This window comes from Ferviditalea candida (genome assembly GCF_035282765.1).
GTDB lineage: Bacteria > Bacillota > Bacilli > Paenibacillales > KCTC-25726 > Ferviditalea > Ferviditalea candida.
The window spans coordinates 60,524-79,536 of sequence record NZ_JAYJLD010000006.1; the positions used below are offsets into that span (position 1 = coordinate 60,524).

Sequence of the window (19,013 nt, forward strand, 5' to 3'; positions counted from 1 at the left end):
GTCCCCTCCTCATGATCATCATAATATCACATACATTGAACCCGGCAATTGTTCAATCTCTTTTTTCATTAGTAAAGATAACAGAACTGAATGCAAATGTCCAAACTGGAAATGACTTCTTTCCAATAAATCGTCAAAAGAGATCGGTTCTTCCCTCATCAAACCGAGAATCAGACGCTCTTCTTCAGTCCGCATGGAAGTATTCCGATAGCCCGTTGCCGCAGCGGAATTCGCAGCCGGCAACACTCCATATTCCTCCAAAATGTCCTCAGCGCCGGTTACCAGCTTGGCTCCCTGCTTGATGAGAGACAGGGCGCCCAAGCTTTTGGGCGAAGTAATCGGACCGGGAACGGCAAATACCTCCCTCGATTCCTCCAAGGCCTGGTCCGCCGTAATCAGCGAACCGCTTTTCAATGCGGCTTCGACCACTACAGTCCCCAGACTGATTCCGGCAATAATCCGGTTGCGAAGCGGAAACAATCCGGGATGAGGCGAAGTTCCAAGCGGAAATTCGGATAAAATCAATCCTTTCTCGGCAATTTCCCGATACAGGCTCTTGTTTTCGGGCGGATAAACGATGTCCGGTCCCGTCCCCAGCACGGCAATCGTCGAGCCTTTGCCCTGCAGTGCGCCGAGATGAGCGCTGCTGTCGATGCCTCTTGCCAATCCGCTGACCACCGTCAAGCCGGCATCCGACAATTCCCTGGAAAGCCGTTCCGCGGCTTTCTTTCCATACGTAGTTGGCGTTCTCGTACCGACGACGGCGATCGCTGAAGCTTGGAGAAGGCGGTCATTCCCCCGATAATACAGCACCCATGGAGGCTTTGCGGTTTGCTTCAGCAGAGCGGGATAGGCCTCATCCAATACGGTGACAAATCGGATGCCTGCCTCCGCATATTTGTTCAAACGGGAAGCTACGAAATCCATGTGGAAATTATCTTTTAATGCTTTTAATTTATCCGGCTGCAAACCGGAGAGTTCCTGCTGATTCCAGCCGCGCTGCAGCAAATTCGTCAAATCGGGCACACGATGCAGCAGTTTCTGTATGCTTCGCCAGCCAAAACCGGGCAATTCATGAAGACCGAATAATATGGATCTTGCATCCATTTTCATTTTCCCCTTCTCTCTAAAAATATAATATATGCCGCCGCCGTTTCAAACAAAAAACCTCCCATACCCTTATAGGGGTAATGGAAGGTTGCTTACCTATTCCGCGGGATTCAATTAATTTGGGGCATTGGCGTCAGTTATTTGCGGGTGATGCACTTCTCCAGCAAACCCTTTTCCTCCAGCACACCTGCCAAGGTTGCTCCCATATCCGAAGGAGTCGGAGCGACCCGGATGCCGCAGGATTCCATAACACTGATTTTTTCCGCTGCCGTACCCTTGCCGCCGGAAATGATCGCTCCGGCATGACCCATCCTTTTGCCTGGAGGAGCCGTCTTTCCCCCGATGAAGCCGACAACCGGCTTCTTCATGTTGGCTTTGATCCATTCGGCCGCTTCTTCCTCCGCCGTACCGCCGATTTCACCGATCATGATCACCGCGTAGGTGTCCGGATCTTCGTTAAACATTTTCAGAACATCAATGAATTCGGTTCCTTTAACGGGATCTCCGCCGATCCCGACAGCCGTCGATTGGCCGATGCCTCTCGTCGTCAATTGATGAACGGCTTCATAGGTCAGCGTTCCGCTCCGGGAGACGACGCCGACATGTCCGGGCAAATGGATGTAGCCGGGCATAATTCCGATTTTGCACTCGCCCGGAGTAATGACACCAGGACAGTTCGGACCGATCAATCTCGTTCTTTTGCCTTCCATGAAGCGTTTGACCTTGACCATATCAAGAACGGGAATGCCCTCGGTAATGGCGATGACCAGATCCAGATCCGCGTCCACCGCCTCCATGATCGCATCCGCGGCAAATGGCGGGGCTACGTAGATGACGGAGGCATTGGCTCCCGTTTGTTCTTTCGCTTCCAATACGGAATTAAAGACCGGAACCTTCACCGTCTGTCCGTTCTCCAGGGCGATATCGAGATTCATGCCACCTTTGCCCGGAGTCACGCCGCCGACCATCTGCGTCCCGTAATCCAAAGCTCCTTTGGCATGGAACAGCCCGGTAGAGCCGGTAATTCCCTGCGTGATCACTTTCGTGTTTTTATTCACCAGAATGCTCATTTTACTTTCCTCCTCCAAAGTGCACTATTATACCAATGCCACGATTTTTTGCGCCCCGTCTGCCATGGAGTCGGCAGCGACGATATTCAATCCGGATTCATTAAGGATCTTCTTGCCGAGATCGACATTGGTTCCTTCGAGCCGGACCACCAAAGGACGGGTAAGACCGACCTGCTTCGCAGCTTCCACCACGCCGCTGGCGATCACGTCGCATCGCATAATGCCGCCGAATATATTGACAAAAATGCCTTTTACATTCTCATCGGACAGGATGATTTTGAACGCCTCGGTAACTTTTTCCGCCGTCGCTCCGCCGCCCACATCCAGAAAGTTGGCGGGCTCGCCGCCGTAATGCTTGATGATATCCATGGTTGCCATGGCCAATCCGGCCCCGTTCACCATGCAGCCGATGTTTCCGTTCAAGGCGATATAGCTGAGATCGTATTTGGAGGCTTGAATTTCCTTCTCATCCTCTTCATCGAGATCGCGCAGCTCTAAAATATCCTTATGACGGAACAACGCGTTGGAATCGAAATTCAGCTTCGCATCCAATGCCATGACGTCTCCGTCGCCGGTGACGACAAGCGGGTTGATTTCGGCAATGGAGCAGTCTTTATCTACAAAAGCGGTATAAAGAGCCGTCATGAATTTCACGGCCTTATTGACCAGCTCGTTTGGAATGTTGATGGCATACGCAAGTCTGCGCGCTTGGAATTGCAGCAGGCCTACGGCAGGGTCAATCACTTCTTTGAAAATTTTTTCCGGCGTGCGGGCGGCGACTTCCTCGATTTCGGTTCCGCCTTCCTCCGACGCCATCATGACGACACGGCCGGTCGCACGGTCAACGACCACTCCGACATAATACTCCTTCTTGATGTTGCACCCCTGTTCAATCAGCAAGCGCTTGACTTCCTTGCCTTCCGGACCGGTTTGATGCGTGACCAGCACTTTCCCGAGCAGGTTTTCGGCGTATGTACGAACTTCGTCCAGATTTTTGGCAACTTTCACGCCCCCGGCTTTACCCCTTCCGCCCGCATGAATTTGCGCTTTCACGACGACAATCGACGTCCCTAAGGCCTTGGCTCCTTCAACGGCTTCGTCGACGGTAAACGCGACTTTCCCGTCAGGAACCTTAACCCCATACTGCTTCAAGACTTCTTTCGCTTGATATTCATGGATATTCATTCTCTGATCCTCCTATCGTTGATCTAGGGCATCGCGATGCCTTGCAAGGCAAAAAAATAAGAAATTATAAGTATCTTGAAAATTCACTTCAGTTAAAGGTAAATTCAATGTGAATACTTCAAGGACGCATCAACATGCCATCTCACACCTGTGGGTGTCATGAAATGGCGCAGGACGTCAACTCATAAAATCTTGTGAATATGTGAACAGAAAAGCTGGGGCAAGCTGTTCTGTATCGCACACGCTTCCTGAATTCCCTTTCAAAACTTCGACTTGCGGGGTTGAATTCCTGCTAAAAATGATCCGCGAAGCCGTGAAATTACACACAAACCTTACCCATTGTATCACGTTTTTTCGACAATTTCCTTCCTATAGATTTCAATTTCCCATATTTTCAACAGATTTTAGACGGAACAAAGCAGAATATCGCCGTTTTTTTTAATTTCTCTGGAAATAACTCCGGATTAGCCCTGTTTTCGCGTCAGGCAAAAGAAAACGCAGATCTCCCGCAGAAAGATTGCGCTTCCTTTCGCTCAGACGATTTCAGTTCCTGCTGATACCGTGAAACGGCAGAGAAAGTCTGCTTAGGGCTCGCGATGAAATTAGTTCCGCTTTTGGCGGCAAAGGTTCAAGCGGTTTAATTGATCTTTGCCTTTTCGAAATTATTTCATCGCGATGCCTTATTTATACGTAAGCAGACTGCACGGTAGAATCCCGCCTTGGTTCCCTTTCCGCTTGTTTGACGAATCTCATCTCGTTTCCGACAAAACCGCAAACCTGGCATTGGATGTTGGGTTCGCTTTCCTGCACTTGCTGCGGCTCATCCGTTTCCATTACGGCTCCGCTGATCGCATCCTTGACGATCCGCTGCGAATAACTGGATACCACACTGAATTTGACCCGATTGGAACGGCAGTTGGGGCAAAAATAAGGTTTTTCCTGCATGCTTTCATCACCTCAATTGTTAGAGTATCCAGATTTAGATGATTTTACTAAACGCGATTTTCGAATTTTTATTTTGAAGGTCTATTGAAAAACGATGCGGACTTGGTTTAGAATATTTTCGTACAGAGCAAGAACCATCCTGCAGACCTATAACGACCTATCTTGAAAATTCACTTCGACTAAAAAACAATTCAATGTGAATTCTTCAAGGACGCATCGCTCGCCATTTTCATCACTCGCCGGTGCCATGGAAATGGCACTGATAATAAGGAAGCACCTTTTATCGATGACCCAAAATCATGGAGAAAGGTGTTTTTTTATATGTACGGAAAAGTAATCAGTTCCTGCGTAAACGGGATGAACGGCAGACTGGTTGAAGTTGAAATCGATCTTAGCAACGGTCTGCCGCAGATGAATATCGTCGGTCTGCCTGACAACTCCATCCGTGAATCGACCGATCGTGTCCGCTCCGCCATCAAAAACTGCAATTTCTCGTTTCCGATGGAAAGAATCACGGTCAATCTCGCTCCGGCCGATTTGCGGAAGGAAGGCTCCGCTTTCGATCTTGCGATCGCCGTCGGCATTCTTCAAACAAGCGGTCAAATTCATTTGGACGATCTGGAACGGACGCTATTCATCGGGGAGCTTTCCCTCGACGGCGGCCTCCGGCCGATTCCCGGCGTACTGCCGATGGTTCACGGCGCCCGTAATGAGGGGTTAGTCAAGGTGATGCTCCCCGTGCAGAATGCGGAAGAGGCCGCTCTTGTGGAAGGCATTGAAGTGATTCCAGTTTCGCATTTGCAGGATCTGAGCTCCGGGAAACTGAACGACCCGCCGACTAAATTATTTAATGAGGCTAATCATTTGCTTCATAAAACAAAAAAAGCCGAGAAGGGAATTCCGGCGATCCAGGAAGAGGATTTCAACGATGTGCTGGGGCAATACCAAGCGAAACGGGCTTTGATGATCGCCGCTGCCGGCATGCACAACATCATGTTGATCGGCCCTCCCGGCTCCGGGAAAACGATGCTGATCCGCAGGCTCCCGTCCATTCTACCGCCGCTTGACGATGACGAAGCGATGGATGTAACGAAAATTTACAGCATCGCCGGCAAATTGACCGATCGCTCAACCTTCATCCGAAACAGGCCATTTCGCGCACCGCACCATACGATCAGCCAAGCGGGACTGATCGGCGGTGGAAGTCCTCCGCTGCCGGGAGAAGTCAGTCTTGCTCATAAAGGTGTCTTGTTCCTGGATGAGCTTCCTGAATTTGCGCGCTCCGTCCTGGAGGTATTGAGACAGCCGCTTGAAGATCGCCGTGTTGCCATTTCCAGAGCACGGGGCATGTTTGTGTTTCCGACGGATTTCATGCTGGCGGCTACTATGAATCCTTGTCCGTGCGGATACTACGGCTCGGAGAGCGAAACCACACCTTGTACCTGCAGTCCGCACAAGATCAGCGCATATCGGGCCAAGATTTCCGGCCCCCTGCTGGATCGGATTGATTTGCATGTGGACGTGCCGCGCGTCGACTACAGGGAGCTCTCCCGACAGCCAATTTCAAGTAGAACAACATCCGAAATCCCGGCATTGGGATCGTCTCAAATCAGGCAGCAAATCCTTGCGGCCAGAGAGGTTCAATACTGGAGGTACGCCGGGGAAGCCATACATACAAACGGGGGACTTAACGGCAAATTGCTGAGAAAGCACTGCCGGTTGAAACCGGATGCCGAGCAACTACTGTTCCAATCGTTCCAAGCGCTGGGGATGAGCGTTCGCGCGCATGACCGAATTTTGAAAATCGCCCGAACCATCGCCGATCTGGAAGGCAGCGAACAAATTGATGACCGGCATCTGGCCGAAGCGATCCAATACCGCAATCTAGATCGCAAATATACGATGAGCTGATCCGATTTTGTAAAGCCAAGCCAAAGCCAAACAAGGGCTGCCGGGAAACCTGACAGCCCTTGAAACATGGCGTATGCAATTCTATTATTAGAACGGGAATTGTCTGTATTTGGTTTGTACCGAAACCCATTTGGTTTGCGTGAATTCTTCCACAATCCAGGGGTTTCCAAACCGTCCCAAACCGCTCGCCTTGCATCCTCCGAACGGGATGATCGGGCTGTCGTTAACCGTTTGGTCATTGATATGCGTCATTCCGCTTTCAATTTCCAAACCCAGCTTTTCGCCTTTTTCCAGATCGGTCGTAAAGATGGAAGAGCTTAAGCCGTATTCGGTATCGTTTGCAATCGCGATCGCTTCTTCATCGGTTTCAGCCTTGATAATCGTGGCGATCGGCGCGAACAGCTCCGTTTGGGCAATTTTCATGGAGTTTTTGACATTCGTAAATACGGTAGGCGTAACAATATTTCCGATGCGCGTGCCTTCCAATACTGCCGTTGCGCCTTCGCGCTTGGCTTCTTGGATATTATTGAGAGCCTTTTCAATCTGGCGTTCATTGACCAACGGACCAATGACCGTTTTCGGATCTCTCGGATCGCCGTAAGGAAGGGCTTTCGCTTTCTCGACAAACTTCTGGACGAATTCATCGTGTTTGTCTTTATGCACAATAATCCGGTTGACAATCATGCAAATTTGTCCCTGGTGAATGAACTTGCCGAAAATCGCGGCGTTCACGGCCTGATCCACATCTGCATCGGACAGTACGATAAACGGGCTGTTTCCACCCAGTTCAAGCGCCACACGCTTCAGGTTCTCGCCGGCAATCTTGCCGATATGTCTGCCTACTGCGGAAGAACCGGTGAAGCTGATCAAGCTGCTGATCGGATTCGTCAGCATGCCGTCGCCGATTTCCGTCAAATCGGTCAGGATCAAATTCAGCACTCCTTTGGGGAGGCCTGCATACTCAAACGCTTTGGTAATGATCGAACCGCCGGACAACCCAACCTGAATATCAGGCTTGTGAACGACGCTGTTGCCCAATGCGATGGCCGGGGCAATCGTTCTCATTGATAGGTTCATCGGGAAGTTAAACGGAGAAATGGAAGCGATTACGCCAAGCGGCAAACGATGAACATGATTCACCTTGCCGTCGATGTGATCGGGCACTTCCCTGATTTTGTATATTTCATCCGCATAATTGATCGCTTCCTCCAAAAATTCCATTGTCAAATGATGCTCGACATTGCCTTTTAAGACAGTCCCCCCGGTTTCACGGACAAGGATATCGACAATCTCGTCATGATTCTCCTTCAAATACTCGGCCGCCTTGCGAAGAACTTCCCTTCTTTCTTCCACTGTGGATTTCGCCCACTGTTTTTGCGCTTGCTTGGCAACTTCAAAAGCTTCGTTAAGCTGAGCCAATGTTGCCAAACGCACGGTTGTTACGACTGAACGATCGTAGGGATTCAAAATATCATAAGTGCGGTCGCTTAATCCCTCGGTCCATTCACCATTGATAAAGCTCTTATTCAATTCTTCAAAGCGTGCCATTAACCGAACTCCTCTCCAAATGTGTGATTTATCGATTCATTCTGGGAAAATAAGAATGCTCCCTATTTACTAGTTTATGAAAAGATTGATGCGCTTACAAGAAGAATTATTACAAAGTTTGAGAAAGTCTCACAAAAAACCATCATCGCTCGAGAGGCCGTTAGAGGGGCGATACTTGCCCGCTCGTTCTAGAATGCGTTCTCGATGTGCCGCAGCTCCAGCAAGCGTCCGTCTGCTGACAGCTGAACCGCAATCACGTCAAAACGGATCCTTCGTTCAAGCTCTCCCTCTTGATGCAGATATATCCGGGCGGTTTGTCTGACTTGATGCTGCTTGCGGGCGCGGACCGATTCCAGCGGAGTACCGTACAAGCCTTTCGTGCTTCGGGTGCGGACTTCGACAAAGATCACAATTCCGTTTTTTTCGGCAACGATGTCGATCTCGCCGCTTTTGCACCGCCAATTGGTTTGGCGAATCGTGTAGCCGTTTTCCCGCAAATACCCGGCAGCTTTACGCTCCCCGTCGGCGCCCACCAGCTTTCTCCGATCCACATGCCCGTTATCCATTTATGCCTCCGTACGTCTGACTCTTTGGTCCATCCGATAGACGAAGCTGAGAACCTCGGCAACCAGTTGATACAATTCCGGAGGAATTTGCTGGTCGATGTCGAGTTTGGACAGCACTTCCACCAAAGAAGCGTTTTCCTGCACGGGAACGCCGGATGCTTGGGCCCGCTCAATGATTTTTTGGGCAACGAGTCCCTTGCCTTTAGCCGTAACAATCGGAGCTTCCTGCTGTTCCTGAACATAACGGAGCGCGACTGCTTTGCTTATCTCTTTGCCGCCGTTTTTCCACGATGCAGCCTGATAAGGCCTTTTGCTTTCCTTCATATCCGGAAATCCACTCCTTTGTACGGTTTGGCACGAAACTCCGCCGGATCCCCTGCCGGCTTTGGGATTGAGGCGTCGGCCGCCTGCTCCCCGCCTGCGTCAACATTGGGTAAGGGAAGACATTTCATCGAAAGAAACTGAAACCCGGCTTGATCCAGCACACCAGCAAGCTCCCGGCGGTAAATCTCCGTCATTTCGCCGATTTCCGGATGATCGTTCAACATGCGAAGGCTCACCGTACGGTCCACGACCTGCACATCCACAAGCGTTCTTCCAAGGTATTTCATCTGCAGATCGAACAAGATGCGGCAGTTATGCGCATCGAGCTGACCGCGCTTGCCTTTTCGCGATTGAATATGCACCGCCGCGGTCTGCTCCCCGTCGGGATTCAGAATGGGCAAATACAGCGCGACATGGGAAATCAGCGGGCCTTTATCCGGCAGCATCAGCAGCTGCTGCCCGGTAATCTGGTGAAGAAGCTGCTGCGCGCCTTTCTTCAAATCCGCAGGCAGACCCTGCCCCTGAAGCAAGGACAGCAGGTGAGCCTTCAATGTATCGGCTGTCCTGTCCGGGCTTTGAAGCGACCTCAAAGCCTGTCCATCCTGAACAAGTGTCCTTTGCGGTTCATCCGTCTCAGCCTGTTCGGGCTGCCGCTCATGCTTCTCCAGAACAGCCAAGGCATCGCGTTCGTGCTGGACTCCCAACGCCTTCAAGAGGTCTGAAATCCAGCGGGAGTCCTCCCGCGCAGAGCCGCCAAAAGCAGAAGGAGGACTCGTGCTTGTGCCTGAGCCAGGAGTTTGTTCCGTCAGATCCGCAGCACTATGCAAGGAAACGGAAATCTGCGGTTCCCCGGATCGTTCCCGGGGTGGGATATGGGGCCCGGTGCCGCCGGCGTTGTCCATGCGGGATTTGTGCAAATCCGCCGCGTCGGAAGCTGCGGATAAAGGGCTGGCGGCCGCTGCTTGCCCTGAGCGGGTCTGAAAATTAGCCTCAGCGGCCGTACCGGTCTGTTTTTTTTCGGAGAGCGGCGATGCGGTTTGATCGGTTTCGTCATCCGCTGCAGAAGCTGCATAACCCTCCGGAGACGAAACAGGCCCGAAACGGGTCGGGGCTCCCCCCTTATCGGAAGACCCGGACAAACGCCGAAGCGTTTCCAGCAGCTGTTCCAAAGCAGGCTTCGCCGCTAAAAAGGAGGCGAAGCCGCTGCTCTCAGCGGCCTGTAATGGGGGTTGCGCCGAAGCGGCCGATGCCTGATCCGCAGCGGACGATTCTAGCGCCGAAACGGCCTGCAGACGTGAAGCCGAAGCGGCGACCTCCGTGAGCAATTGATGCAGCGGTTTGCCGTAAACGGTTTGGTGCAGCGGCAGAACAATATCCCCGACAATCGGCAGTCCCTTGTGAAAAGCCGTAATTCCGGATTGCATCCATTCCTCCAAGGGCAATGACGGGGGCTTGGCGGCAGCCAGCTGTTGGAACGTTTGCAGGTTCTCCTTCGTCAGTGAAATTCCTGCCTGCTGCATCATCTGAAGAATCCGTCTGTTCTCGGGCGTATCCTTCGTTCCGAACAGCTTCAGCTGCTGGGCTGCGGGCAGATCCGCCATGTCCGCGGAATTCGGAAGCGGTTTGAGCAGGATTTGTCCCTGCCGGGATTCCGGCTGCACCTGCAGCAATGTCATCTGTCCCGGGAACAGAGGCGTTTCCAGCTTCGCTGTCACCCGTACCCCTCCGATATTCAGCAGAGCTTCCTGATCGGATAACAGCTTTAAAACGACGCCTTTGACGATTTCCCCAACCTTCAACTCCAGCTGCTTCGGTTCCGATAGCTGCATATCGCCGAGCAGCCCGCGAAGCAGCTGTCCGATATTCATCCAATACCCTCCATTACTCGAAAACTGCCATCATGCAGCAAGCCTATAACCATCATATCGGTTATTTTTCCCGGATATTGAAGCTGCCCGGGTGGCGTTCCGCAGCAACCGGTTAAAACAGCTCCTGCTGGATCGTCAGAATTTTTCCTAGAAAAGAAGTCCGATGAAGCGGACTGGCCCCGTATTCCAGCAGCCGCTTCCTATGTAAAGCCGTAGCATACCCTTTATGCAGCGCAAGACCGTATTCGGGATATTGCAAATCCCATTCGAGACACATTCGGTCTCTGGTCACTTTGGCCACAATGGATGCCGCGGCTATCGATTTGCTGAGCGCATCGCCGTGGATGATCGCCAGTTGCGGAATGTCCGATTCGATCTTCTCCGCGTCGATCAGTAAATAATCCGGGCTCGTCTCAAGCTGAGCCAACGCCTTTTTCATAGCCAATCTGGACGCCTGCTTGATATTGATTTTATCGATCGTAGGCGGGTCGACGCAGCCGATGCCGGTTGCTATCGCATTGTCCATAATAACCTGATAGAGCTGTTCCCGCTTCGTCTCACTGAGCTTCTTCGAATCGTTAACTTCCTGCAAATCAAGCCCCTGCGGAAGAATGACCGCCGCCGCGACAACATCGCCGAACAGGCAGCCTCTTCCAACCTCGTCAATTCCGGCAATCAGCGTATACCCTTTGCTCCACAGTTCCTTTTCGTATGTCAGCATACGGCTCTTGTTCCTGCTCCCCTTTGTCTTGTTTACCTTAATCTTACCATTATCTTTTTCTGACAAAAAGGATATAGGAATAAAAGACGCCTTCGAATTTCGCATAGTTGTCTTTTTTCAGGTCGAGCTGTCGGATCCATTTCATGGCGAAAGGCAGGACGACTATCAGAATTCCGAATACCAAGCATCCGCAAAATTTCCCGCCTCGTCGGATCGGCCAGCGCTTTGAAAAAATCTTCATATCGTCACCTCTTCAGTCATTCGATTCATCCGTCTGCACCGCTTGTTAATAATTATATATTTAGATAAACATCTAAATATAGTTCACTCTACCCTCTTCATTTTCGCAACTTATAAATACCCATCTTCCTAATCGCTAAAAATTAAACGGAGAGCCTCCAGCGTAAAGGAAGCCCTCCAGAATCGATCATTCGCGGCAATCCGCCGGATTCTCCAAACTGACAGGACCCATTTTCCCGGAACGGAGATCTCTTAGGATCACGCCTGACGCCTTCTCCAAATCGATATGTCCTCCGCTTCTCAGGCATCCCCTTTTTCGTCCGATTTGCTCCATCACTTTTACGATCTCCTGCGGATTTTGCAAATCGACCGGCGGCAGTTCCAGCTCAAAGCGTTCAGATAAACGTTCGGGATAAAGTTTAAGCATATATCGCGTCGCATAAAAGCCGACATCCTCGATGTTCAGAATTTCTTCTTTGATGGCTCCGGTCACGGCCAAGCGGTAGCCTACCTCCTGATCCTCGAACTTCGGCCAGAGAATTCCAGGTGTATCCAGCAGTTCCATTTCTTTGCCTACCTTAATCCACTGCTGCGCCTTCGTGATCCCCGGCTTGTCTCCGGTGGCGGCTGCGCTTTTTCCCGCCAAACGGTTGATCAGGGTCGATTTGCCGACATTCGGAATGCCGACGATCAGGGCGCGAAAAGCCCTTGGCGTGATTCCCTTGCGGATCTGCGCATCGATTTTATCCTTCAGCAGCGCTTTGCAGGAGGGAACAATTTCAGGCACATGATACCCGGAGGCGGAATCGATCGGCAGAGCGTTCAGGCCTTCTTTGCGAAAGTGCGCAACCCACCGCTCGGTCACCTGGGGATCAGCCAAATCGCATTTATTCATAACGACCAGCCGGGGTTTATCCTTCAGAATCTCGTGGATCATCGGATTTCGGCTGGACAGCGGAATCCTTGCGTCCAACAGCTCGATTACAATATCGATCAGTTTGAGCTTGTCCTGAATTTGTCTCCTGGCTCGGGTCATATGGCCCGGAAACCATTGAATCGTCATGGATTCACCTCATAGGAGTGTTTAATGAAATGAATTTGGTCGAACGGCCAAAATACGAAATCGGCGCGTCCGATCACCTTTGCGTAAGGCACGAACCCGACATCCCCGAAGCGGCTGTCTTTGCTGTTCGGCCGGTTGTCGCCCATGACGAACAGTTCGTTGTCAGGCACCTTCACCTGCTCCACTTTGCCGTTGACTTCTTTGAAGTTGCGAAGCGTATTGTAAAGCGTTCCATTTTTCTTTGCCGTTTCTATTTCGTTTTTGATGTAGGGCTCATCGATTTGCTGTCCATTTATAAAGACCTGGTCGCCAACCACCTTCACCGTTTCGCCGGGAAGCGCAATCACCCGCTTGATGTAATCCTTGCTCTCGGGAGCTACAAACACAATGACTTCCCCTCTTTGCGGCGGACGGAAATCATAAATAAGCTTATTGACAATCAAACGTTCGCCGCTAAAAAAATTGGGCTGCATGGAGGGCCCGTCGACGATAAACGGGGCAAAAATAAACCAACGGATAAGACCGACAAGAACTCCTGCGATGACAATGGCTTTGACCCATTCCATGACTTCTCTTTTGACTTGATTTTGATTGTGTTCCATCGCTTCATTACCTTTCTTTTTCCCTTGGATAGTTTCACACATTCTCGAATATTTTAACACATATTGGCGCAATCTCATAATTACCCGATGCGGGCGCAAAAAAAGAGCTTGCGCCGCAAGCTCTTTGGTTAGCCTTATTAACGAATTTCGGTAATTCTTGCCGCTTTTCCACGCAGACCGCGAAGATAATACAGCTTCGCACGGCGGACTTTCCCGCGGCGAGTCACTTCGATCTTATCGATTTTCGGCGAATGAAGCGGAAAGGTTCTTTCCACACCGACACCGTAAGAAATTTTTCTTACCGTGAACGTTTCGCTGATTCCGCCTCCGCGCCGCATAATAACCACACCCTCAAAAACCTGAATGCGCTCGCGGGTACCCTCGACAACTTTAACGTGTACTTTCAAAGTATCTCCGGGGCGAAAGCTCGGAATATCCTGCCGCAATTGTTCCTTCGTAATTTCCTGAATTAAGCTGCTCATATATGACTTCCTCCTTCCACACAGGTGTTCATAGCGCTCAAGGTTCGAAGACCGAACAGTCCATCATCACGCGCAGAGGACCACCAGATTCAACGCAACAAAAGCTATTTTACCACATGATGTTATGAAAAACAAGCAATTTTGATCCGCTATTGTTATTTCCAGCTGCACATGGAAAGTGCCTCCAAGTTCCGTTGTTTTGAGTTTCCGCCATGAACAACTGATCGATTGGATAAAACTCAAAGCCAAAGTCGTTATCCGGCATCTTCCCATGCTCGCATAGAAAACAAAACCTTCACCTGAACATTTCTGATGGAGAGACTAAGTGGCTAAGACTAAGTCGCGTCGCGGTTCGGATCATCCAATTCCGCTTTGAGCTGTTCCAGCATACGCAATTCCTCGACCGTCAGCGATTCGCGATCCAGCAGATCCGGCCGACGCAAAAGCGTTCGGCGCAGCATCTGTTTTTTTCTCCACAGCCCGATTTTCTCGTGATGTCCGGAAAGCAGCACCTCCGGCACTGTCCAACCCCGATATTCGGCCGGTCTCGTGTACTGCGGGTATTCCAGAAAGCCCGTACTGTAGGAATCGGTTATCGAAGACTGTTCATTGCCCAGCACGCCGGGCAGCAGCCTCACCACGCTGTCGATCATCGCCATCGCCGGAATTTCCCCGCCGGTCAGCACAAAATCGCCGAGCGAAAGCTCATCGGTGACCAAATGCTCGCGGATGCGTTCATCGTAGCCTTCATAATGCCCGCAGATGAAAATCAGATGCGACTCCCTGGCTAATTCCTCCGCTTTGCGCTGGTCAAACCGCTCGCCTTGAGGGCATGTCAAGATGATCCGCGGCTTCGGCGCATCCGGGCTAAGCAAGCTTTCCACCGCCTCGAAAATCGGCTCCGGCTTAAGCACCATCCCGCCTCCTCCGCCATACGGATAATCGTCGACCGTATTGTGCTTATTCTGCGAAAAATCACGGTAATTCACCGTATTCAGCTGAACGATCCCTTTCTCTTCCGCTTTCCCCAGAATGCTGGCTGCAAAAACGCCGGCGAACATTGAAGGGAACAACGTCAGGACATCGATTTTCATGGTCAGATCAAGCCCTCCATCAAATGAACGGTGATTTTCCGGTTCTGCACATCCACGTTCAGCACCACCTCATCGATAACCGGAAGCAGTACGGGTTTTCCCGCCGGCCGCTGGACGACCCAGACATCATTCGCACCGGGAGTCAATATTTCCGACACGGTTCCGAGCTCCTCTCCATCTTCCGTCAACACCTTACAGCCGACGATCTCATGGAAATAGTACTCGTTCTGGGGAAGCTCCGCCTGCTGCGAAGCGGTGATTTTCAATAACGCCCCTTTAAACTTTTCCACATCATTAATATTGTCAAATTGCTTGAATTTCACAATATACGTGTTTTTTTGCATGCGCGCCCGCTCGACCTCGACCGTGGCCGCCGGCACCCGTTCTCCGGGTTGAAGGATATGCAGCACGCTGCCCTTCTCAAATCGCAACTCGGGAAAGTCGGTCGATGAAATCACCTTCGTTTCGCCGCGGATTCCGTGGGTATTCACGATCCGCCCTACCGTGTACATTTTGTTTTCCATGCGAAATCCCTCCAACAGATACGTGGCCCGTATGCAAATCCAAAAAGGTTAGGGACGTTCCCTAACCCAAAGGATTTCATATACAGTCGTTTGTTACAGCATAAAAGTGAAATTATGCCATGGGCTTCAACGATTATTGAGAATCGGCCGGATCGGGTGGATGGCTATGACACAATTTCGACAGCGACCCGCTTGTTTTCTTTCACCGCAGCGGATGTGACAACTGTGCGCAGCGCCTTGGCAATGCGGCCTTGCTTGCCGATTACCTTGCCTACATCCTCCGGATGGACGTGCAGCTCGTAAACGGTCACTTGATCCTCTTCCACAACCTTCACAGCTACATCATTCGGATGATCGACCAGCGCTTTCGCGATCACCGTAATTAATTCTTTCATCGCATGCCCTCCGAATCGACCGTTTATTTCTGCAGTTTCATTTCATGAAACTTCTTGAGAACTCCGGCTTTGCTGAGAAGATTGCGAACGGTATCTGAAGCTTGCGCTCCAGTTTGCAGCCATTTCAACGCTTTTTCTTCATCAATATTCACCGCGGCAGGCTGAGCCACCGGGTTGTAAGTGCCGATTTCTTCAATGAATCGACCGTCCCTCGGAGAACGGGAATCGGAAACCACGATGCGGTAAAAAGGAGCTTTATGCGCGCCCATTCTTTTCAATCGGATACGTACTGCCAACATGATCACCTCCCTTGCAGAATCAATCTCTTATCGGTCAGACGAAAACCTCTTAACCGAACGGGAAGCGGAAGCCCTTGCCCAATTTGCCGAGCTTGCCTTTCCCGCCTTTGCCGCCCTTTCCTCCCATCATGGAGGAAAACTGCTTCATCATCATGCGCATATCCTCAAACTGCTTGATCAACCGGTTGACATCCTGGATCGAAGTGCCGCTGCCCTTGGCGATTCGCTTGCGGCGGCTGGCGTTGAGGATTTCCGGCTTTCGCTTTTCATCCTTCGTCATCGATTTGACGATCGCTTCCACCCGGGCCATCTGCCTTTCGTCCACCTTCAAATCCTTCATACCCTTCATTTTGCCCATGCCGGGCATCATGTCGAGCAGCTGGTCGATCGGCCCCATTTTTTTAATTTGCTCCATCTGGTCGAGAAAATCCTCAAAAGTAAATTCCGCCTTGCGCATTTTGCGTTCCAATTCGGCTGCCTTTTCGGCATCGATGGCCGATTGCGCTTTCTCGATCAGGGTCAGCATGTCGCCCATCCCCAAAATCCGCGAGGCCATCCGCTCAGGATGAAAAGGTTCAAGGGCATCGATCTTCTCGCCCATGGCGGCGAATTTGATCGGACAGCCGGTTACCGCTTTGACGGACAAAGCGGCGCCTCCTCGGGTGTCCCCATCCAATTTGGTCAGCACAACGCCGGTCAGATTCAACTGGCGGTGAAAGCTTTCCGCCACATTCACGGCATCCTGTCCGGTCATGGCATCGACCACGAGCAGAATCTCTTCAGGGTGGATAACCTCCCGGATTTGCTCCAGCTCTTCCATCAGCTGTTCGTCTATATGCAGCCGGCCGGCGGTATCCATGATCAGATAGTCGTTGCCGTTTTCCTTCGCGTGGTCATAAGCGGCCCTCGCGATATCCACCGGGCTCGTTTGATCGCCCAGGCTGAAAACGGGGACTTTGATCTGTTCGCCAAGTATCTGCAACTGCTTAATCGCCGCCGGGCGGTAAATATCGCCGGCTACGAGCAGCGGGCGGTGGTTTTGCTTCTGCAGCAGCCGGGCGAGCTTGCCGGACGTCGTCGTTTTACCGGCCCCCTGCAAGCCGACCATCATGATGACGGTGGGAGGCTTGTTCGACTTCTCCAGCTTGCTCTGCACGCCGCCCATTAAATCGGTCAGCTCTTTATTGACGATATCGACAACCATCATCCCGGGAGTGAAGCTTTTCATCACGTCCTGGCCGACAGCGCGCTCTTTCACTTTGGCAATAAATTCCTTGACCACCTTGAAATTGACATCCGCTTCCAAAAGAGCAAGCCGAACCTCGCGCAGCGCTTCACTGACATCTTCTTCCGACAGCTTGCCTTTTCCTTTCAGCTTGCTGAATACACTCTGCAGCCGACCGGATAAACCTTCAAAAGCCATGAGCGCCCCCTCCTTACTTGACGAAAATCCGCATAAAATCAACTGACGTCCGGAATCAGCAGGAAAGCCCGCTTTTAGTTTAAATCGCGAAGCTTATCAATCGCCGATTGAAGCTCCGGCTTGTATGCTTCAGGCAGCCTTGCCAACGCAAATTCCATTTCCTTCAACTGCAGCATTCTCTGGTCATGCTTGGCCAACAGTTGCAATTTATCCTCATAGTCTTCAAGCAATTTCGCCGCGCGTTTGATATGCTCATACACCGCCTGCCGGCTGATGCTGAATTCCGCGGCGATTTCGCCGAGCGAATAATCATCGAGATAATAATATTCCAGAAACAACTGCTGCTTCTCAGTCAACATTTGCCGGTAAAAATCGTACAAAAGATTAATCCGGTTCGTTTTTTCCAGAAGCTTATCTTCCATTCGGGCCAACTCCCCCCGTCAAGGAAAAACAACTTAGGGCTCGCGATGAAATTAGTTTCACTTTTGACGGCAAAGCGCGATATCCTGAAAACGGCTTCCAAATCCAGGCCCGCTTTCAGTGTCGAACAACGAATATTATATTAATCCATCCGCTTATAGATGTCAAGCAATTTACCTTGTCAGTGATCGGAATGCTCGCTGTCCGCGGGCTCGGCCTCCGCCCAATCGGCGAATAATGCCTGGACAAACCGTTCGGAATCAAACTCCTCGAGATCATCCATCTTTTCGCCCAAGCCTACGAATTTAACCGGCAATTTCAATTCCTGACGGATCGCGATCGCGATGCCGCCCTTGGCGGTGCCGTCCAGCTTGGTCAAAATCAAGCCGGTCACACCCGTTTTTTCCCCAAACATTTTGGCCTGATTCAACGCGTTCTGACCCGTTGTGGCATCGACGACCAGCAGCACCTCGTGGGGAGCATCGGAAATTTCCCTGCGGATAACGCGGAAAATTTTATTTAATTCCTCCATCAGGTTCGTCTTATTCTGCAGTCGTCCCGCCGTATCGCACAGCAGAATGTCCACTTCACGCGTTAAAGCTGCCTGAATGGCGTCAAAGATCACAGCCGCGGGATCGGAGCCGGCCTGCTGCTTGATCACATCCACACCGACACGCTGTCCCCAGACCTCCAGCTGTTCGATTGCCCCAGCGCGAAACGTGTCCCCGGCAGCCAGCAGCACCTTCTTGCCCTGCTGCTTGAAGCGATGGGCCAATTTCCCGATGGAGGTTGTTTTGCCGACGCCATTGACGCCGACAAACAAATAGACCGTTAGCCCTTTGTCCGCCATTTTGAGGCTGCTGTCTTCCTCGCCCTGCAGCAATCCGTTCAGCTTTTCCGCCAGAACCGGCTGGAGTTGGGCCGCATCTTCAATTTTGCGCTTCTTCACCTCGTCTCTCAATTCGTCGATCAAATCCATGACGGTAGAAACGCCGACATCGGCGCCGATCAAAATCTCTTCCAATTCCTCATAAAACGCTTCATCGATTTTCTTGCGGCGGAGAATCAATTCCTCGACCCGTTCGACAAAGGCGTTCCTCGTTTTGCTTAGCCCATCCTTGAACTTTTGCGTAACCGCGTCGGTTTTTGCAGTCAAGCCTTCCTTCAATTTCTTGAAAAAATTCATCTTTTCACGCTCCAAGAAAAAATTCAATCAACCCGCC

The 19,013-nt window shown here is 51.2% G+C and carries 21 protein-coding genes; 1 reads left to right on the forward strand and 20 read right to left on the reverse strand.

Translation table 11 applies throughout. The annotated features are described in order from the left end of the window. Nucleotides 1-18: 18 nt before the first annotated feature. From dprA to VF724_RS05870, 4 genes are all read right to left on the reverse strand, one after another. Nucleotides 19-1,107 (reverse strand): DNA-processing protein DprA, encoded by a 1,089-nt coding sequence (gene dprA / locus VF724_RS05855; RefSeq protein ID WP_371753292.1) that lies wholly within the window; start codon nt 1,105-1,107, stop codon nt 19-21. Between the two features lie 140 nt (nt 1,108-1,247). Continuing rightward, the gene (gene sucD / locus VF724_RS05860; RefSeq protein ID WP_371753293.1) at nt 1,248-2,180 is read right to left on the reverse strand and encodes a succinate--CoA ligase subunit alpha; all 933 of its coding nucleotides are present in this window, start codon (nt 2,178-2,180) and stop codon (nt 1,248-1,250) included. Between the two features lie 27 nt (nt 2,181-2,207). Then, nucleotides 2,208-3,365, reverse strand: a complete 1,158-nt coding sequence (sucC, locus tag VF724_RS05865; protein ID WP_371753294.1) for an ADP-forming succinate--CoA ligase subunit beta — start codon at nt 3,363-3,365, stop codon at nt 2,208-2,210. A gap of 684 nt (nt 3,366-4,049) precedes the next feature. Next, a complete protein-coding gene (locus VF724_RS05870) occupies nt 4,050-4,310 on the reverse strand; it encodes a hypothetical protein (RefSeq protein WP_371753295.1) in 261 nt (86 codons plus the stop codon). Nucleotides 4,311-4,631: 321 nt separating this feature from the next. Here VF724_RS05870 and VF724_RS05875 point away from each other — a divergent pair, with 321 nt between their 5' ends. Beyond that, nucleotides 4,632-6,221 carry a YifB family Mg chelatase-like AAA ATPase gene (locus tag VF724_RS05875; RefSeq protein WP_371753296.1) on the forward strand — a complete coding sequence of 530 codons (1,590 nt, stop codon included), beginning with the start codon at nt 4,632-4,634 and terminating at the stop codon, nt 6,219-6,221. An 87-nt stretch (nt 6,222-6,308) separates the two neighbouring features. Here the strand turns inward: VF724_RS05875 and VF724_RS05880 are convergent, their stop codons facing one another. The 16 genes from VF724_RS05880 to ftsY all read right to left on the reverse strand — a co-directional run bounded on the left by VF724_RS05880 (nt 6,309) and on the right by ftsY (nt 18,976). Then, nucleotides 6,309-7,769 carry an aldehyde dehydrogenase family protein gene (locus VF724_RS05880; protein WP_371753297.1) on the reverse strand — a complete coding sequence of 487 codons (1,461 nt, stop codon included), beginning with the start codon at nt 7,767-7,769 and terminating at the stop codon, nt 6,309-6,311. A gap of 188 nt (nt 7,770-7,957) precedes the next feature. Next, nucleotides 7,958-8,335, reverse strand: coding sequence for a YraN family protein (locus VF724_RS05885; protein WP_371753298.1), 378 nt, complete (start codon nt 8,333-8,335; stop codon nt 7,958-7,960). Continuing rightward, a complete protein-coding gene (locus tag VF724_RS05890; RefSeq protein WP_371753299.1) occupies nt 8,336-8,659 on the reverse strand; it encodes an EscU/YscU/HrcU family type III secretion system export apparatus switch protein in 324 nt (107 codons plus the stop codon). Beyond that, nucleotides 8,656-10,527, reverse strand: a complete 1,872-nt coding sequence (locus tag VF724_RS05895) for a TP0910 N-terminal domain-containing protein (RefSeq protein WP_371753300.1) — start codon at nt 10,525-10,527, stop codon at nt 8,656-8,658. The genes VF724_RS05890 and VF724_RS05895 overlap by 4 nt, the downstream gene beginning before the upstream one ends. A 112-nt stretch (nt 10,528-10,639) precedes the next feature. Further along, on the reverse strand, nt 10,640-11,290 hold the full coding sequence (gene rnhB / locus VF724_RS05900) for a ribonuclease HII (protein ID WP_371753386.1): 651 nt from the start codon (nt 11,288-11,290) through the stop codon (nt 10,640-10,642). 7 nt (nt 11,291-11,297) lie between these two features. After that, nucleotides 11,298-11,489 carry a hypothetical protein gene (locus tag VF724_RS05905; protein ID WP_371753394.1) on the reverse strand — a complete coding sequence of 64 codons (192 nt, stop codon included), beginning with the start codon at nt 11,487-11,489 and terminating at the stop codon, nt 11,298-11,300. Between the two features lie 186 nt (nt 11,490-11,675). Further along, the gene (gene ylqF / locus VF724_RS05910; RefSeq protein WP_371753301.1) at nt 11,676-12,551 is read right to left on the reverse strand and encodes a ribosome biogenesis GTPase YlqF; all 876 of its coding nucleotides are present in this window, start codon (nt 12,549-12,551) and stop codon (nt 11,676-11,678) included. Further along, entirely contained in the window at nt 12,548-13,153 is a 606-nt protein-coding gene (gene lepB, locus VF724_RS05915; RefSeq protein WP_371753302.1) for a signal peptidase I, read from the reverse strand. Before lepB ends, ylqF begins: the two co-directional genes overlap by 4 nt. 137 nt (nt 13,154-13,290) lie before the next feature. Beyond that, nucleotides 13,291-13,635, reverse strand: a complete 345-nt coding sequence (gene rplS, locus VF724_RS05920; RefSeq protein WP_371753303.1) for a 50S ribosomal protein L19 — start codon at nt 13,633-13,635, stop codon at nt 13,291-13,293. A 335-nt stretch (nt 13,636-13,970) separates the two neighbouring features. Next, complete coding sequence (trmD, locus tag VF724_RS05925) at nt 13,971-14,729, reverse strand: tRNA (guanosine(37)-N1)-methyltransferase TrmD (protein WP_371753304.1); 759 nt, start codon at nt 14,727-14,729, stop codon at nt 13,971-13,973. Nucleotides 14,730-14,731: 2 nt separating this feature from the next. Then, nucleotides 14,732-15,253, reverse strand: coding sequence for a ribosome maturation factor RimM (gene rimM, locus VF724_RS05930; RefSeq protein WP_371753305.1), 522 nt, complete (start codon nt 15,251-15,253; stop codon nt 14,732-14,734). A 164-nt stretch (nt 15,254-15,417) separates the two neighbouring features. Beyond that, nucleotides 15,418-15,648, reverse strand: coding sequence for a KH domain-containing protein (locus VF724_RS05935; protein WP_371753306.1), 231 nt, complete (start codon nt 15,646-15,648; stop codon nt 15,418-15,420). Between the two features lie 23 nt (nt 15,649-15,671). Next, a complete protein-coding gene (rpsP, locus tag VF724_RS05940; RefSeq protein WP_371753387.1) occupies nt 15,672-15,944 on the reverse strand; it encodes a 30S ribosomal protein S16 in 273 nt (90 codons plus the stop codon). 52 nt (nt 15,945-15,996) lie between these two features. Next, complete coding sequence (gene ffh, locus VF724_RS05945; RefSeq protein ID WP_371753307.1) at nt 15,997-17,370, reverse strand: signal recognition particle protein; 1,374 nt, start codon at nt 17,368-17,370, stop codon at nt 15,997-15,999. A 74-nt stretch (nt 17,371-17,444) separates the two neighbouring features. Continuing rightward, entirely contained in the window at nt 17,445-17,792 is a 348-nt protein-coding gene (gene ylxM / locus VF724_RS05950; RefSeq protein WP_371753308.1) for a YlxM family DNA-binding protein, read from the reverse strand. A gap of 179 nt (nt 17,793-17,971) precedes the next feature. Further along, nucleotides 17,972-18,976, reverse strand: coding sequence for a signal recognition particle-docking protein FtsY (gene ftsY, locus VF724_RS05955; RefSeq protein WP_371753309.1), 1,005 nt, complete (start codon nt 18,974-18,976; stop codon nt 17,972-17,974). Between the last annotated feature and the right edge of the window lie 37 nt (nt 18,977-19,013).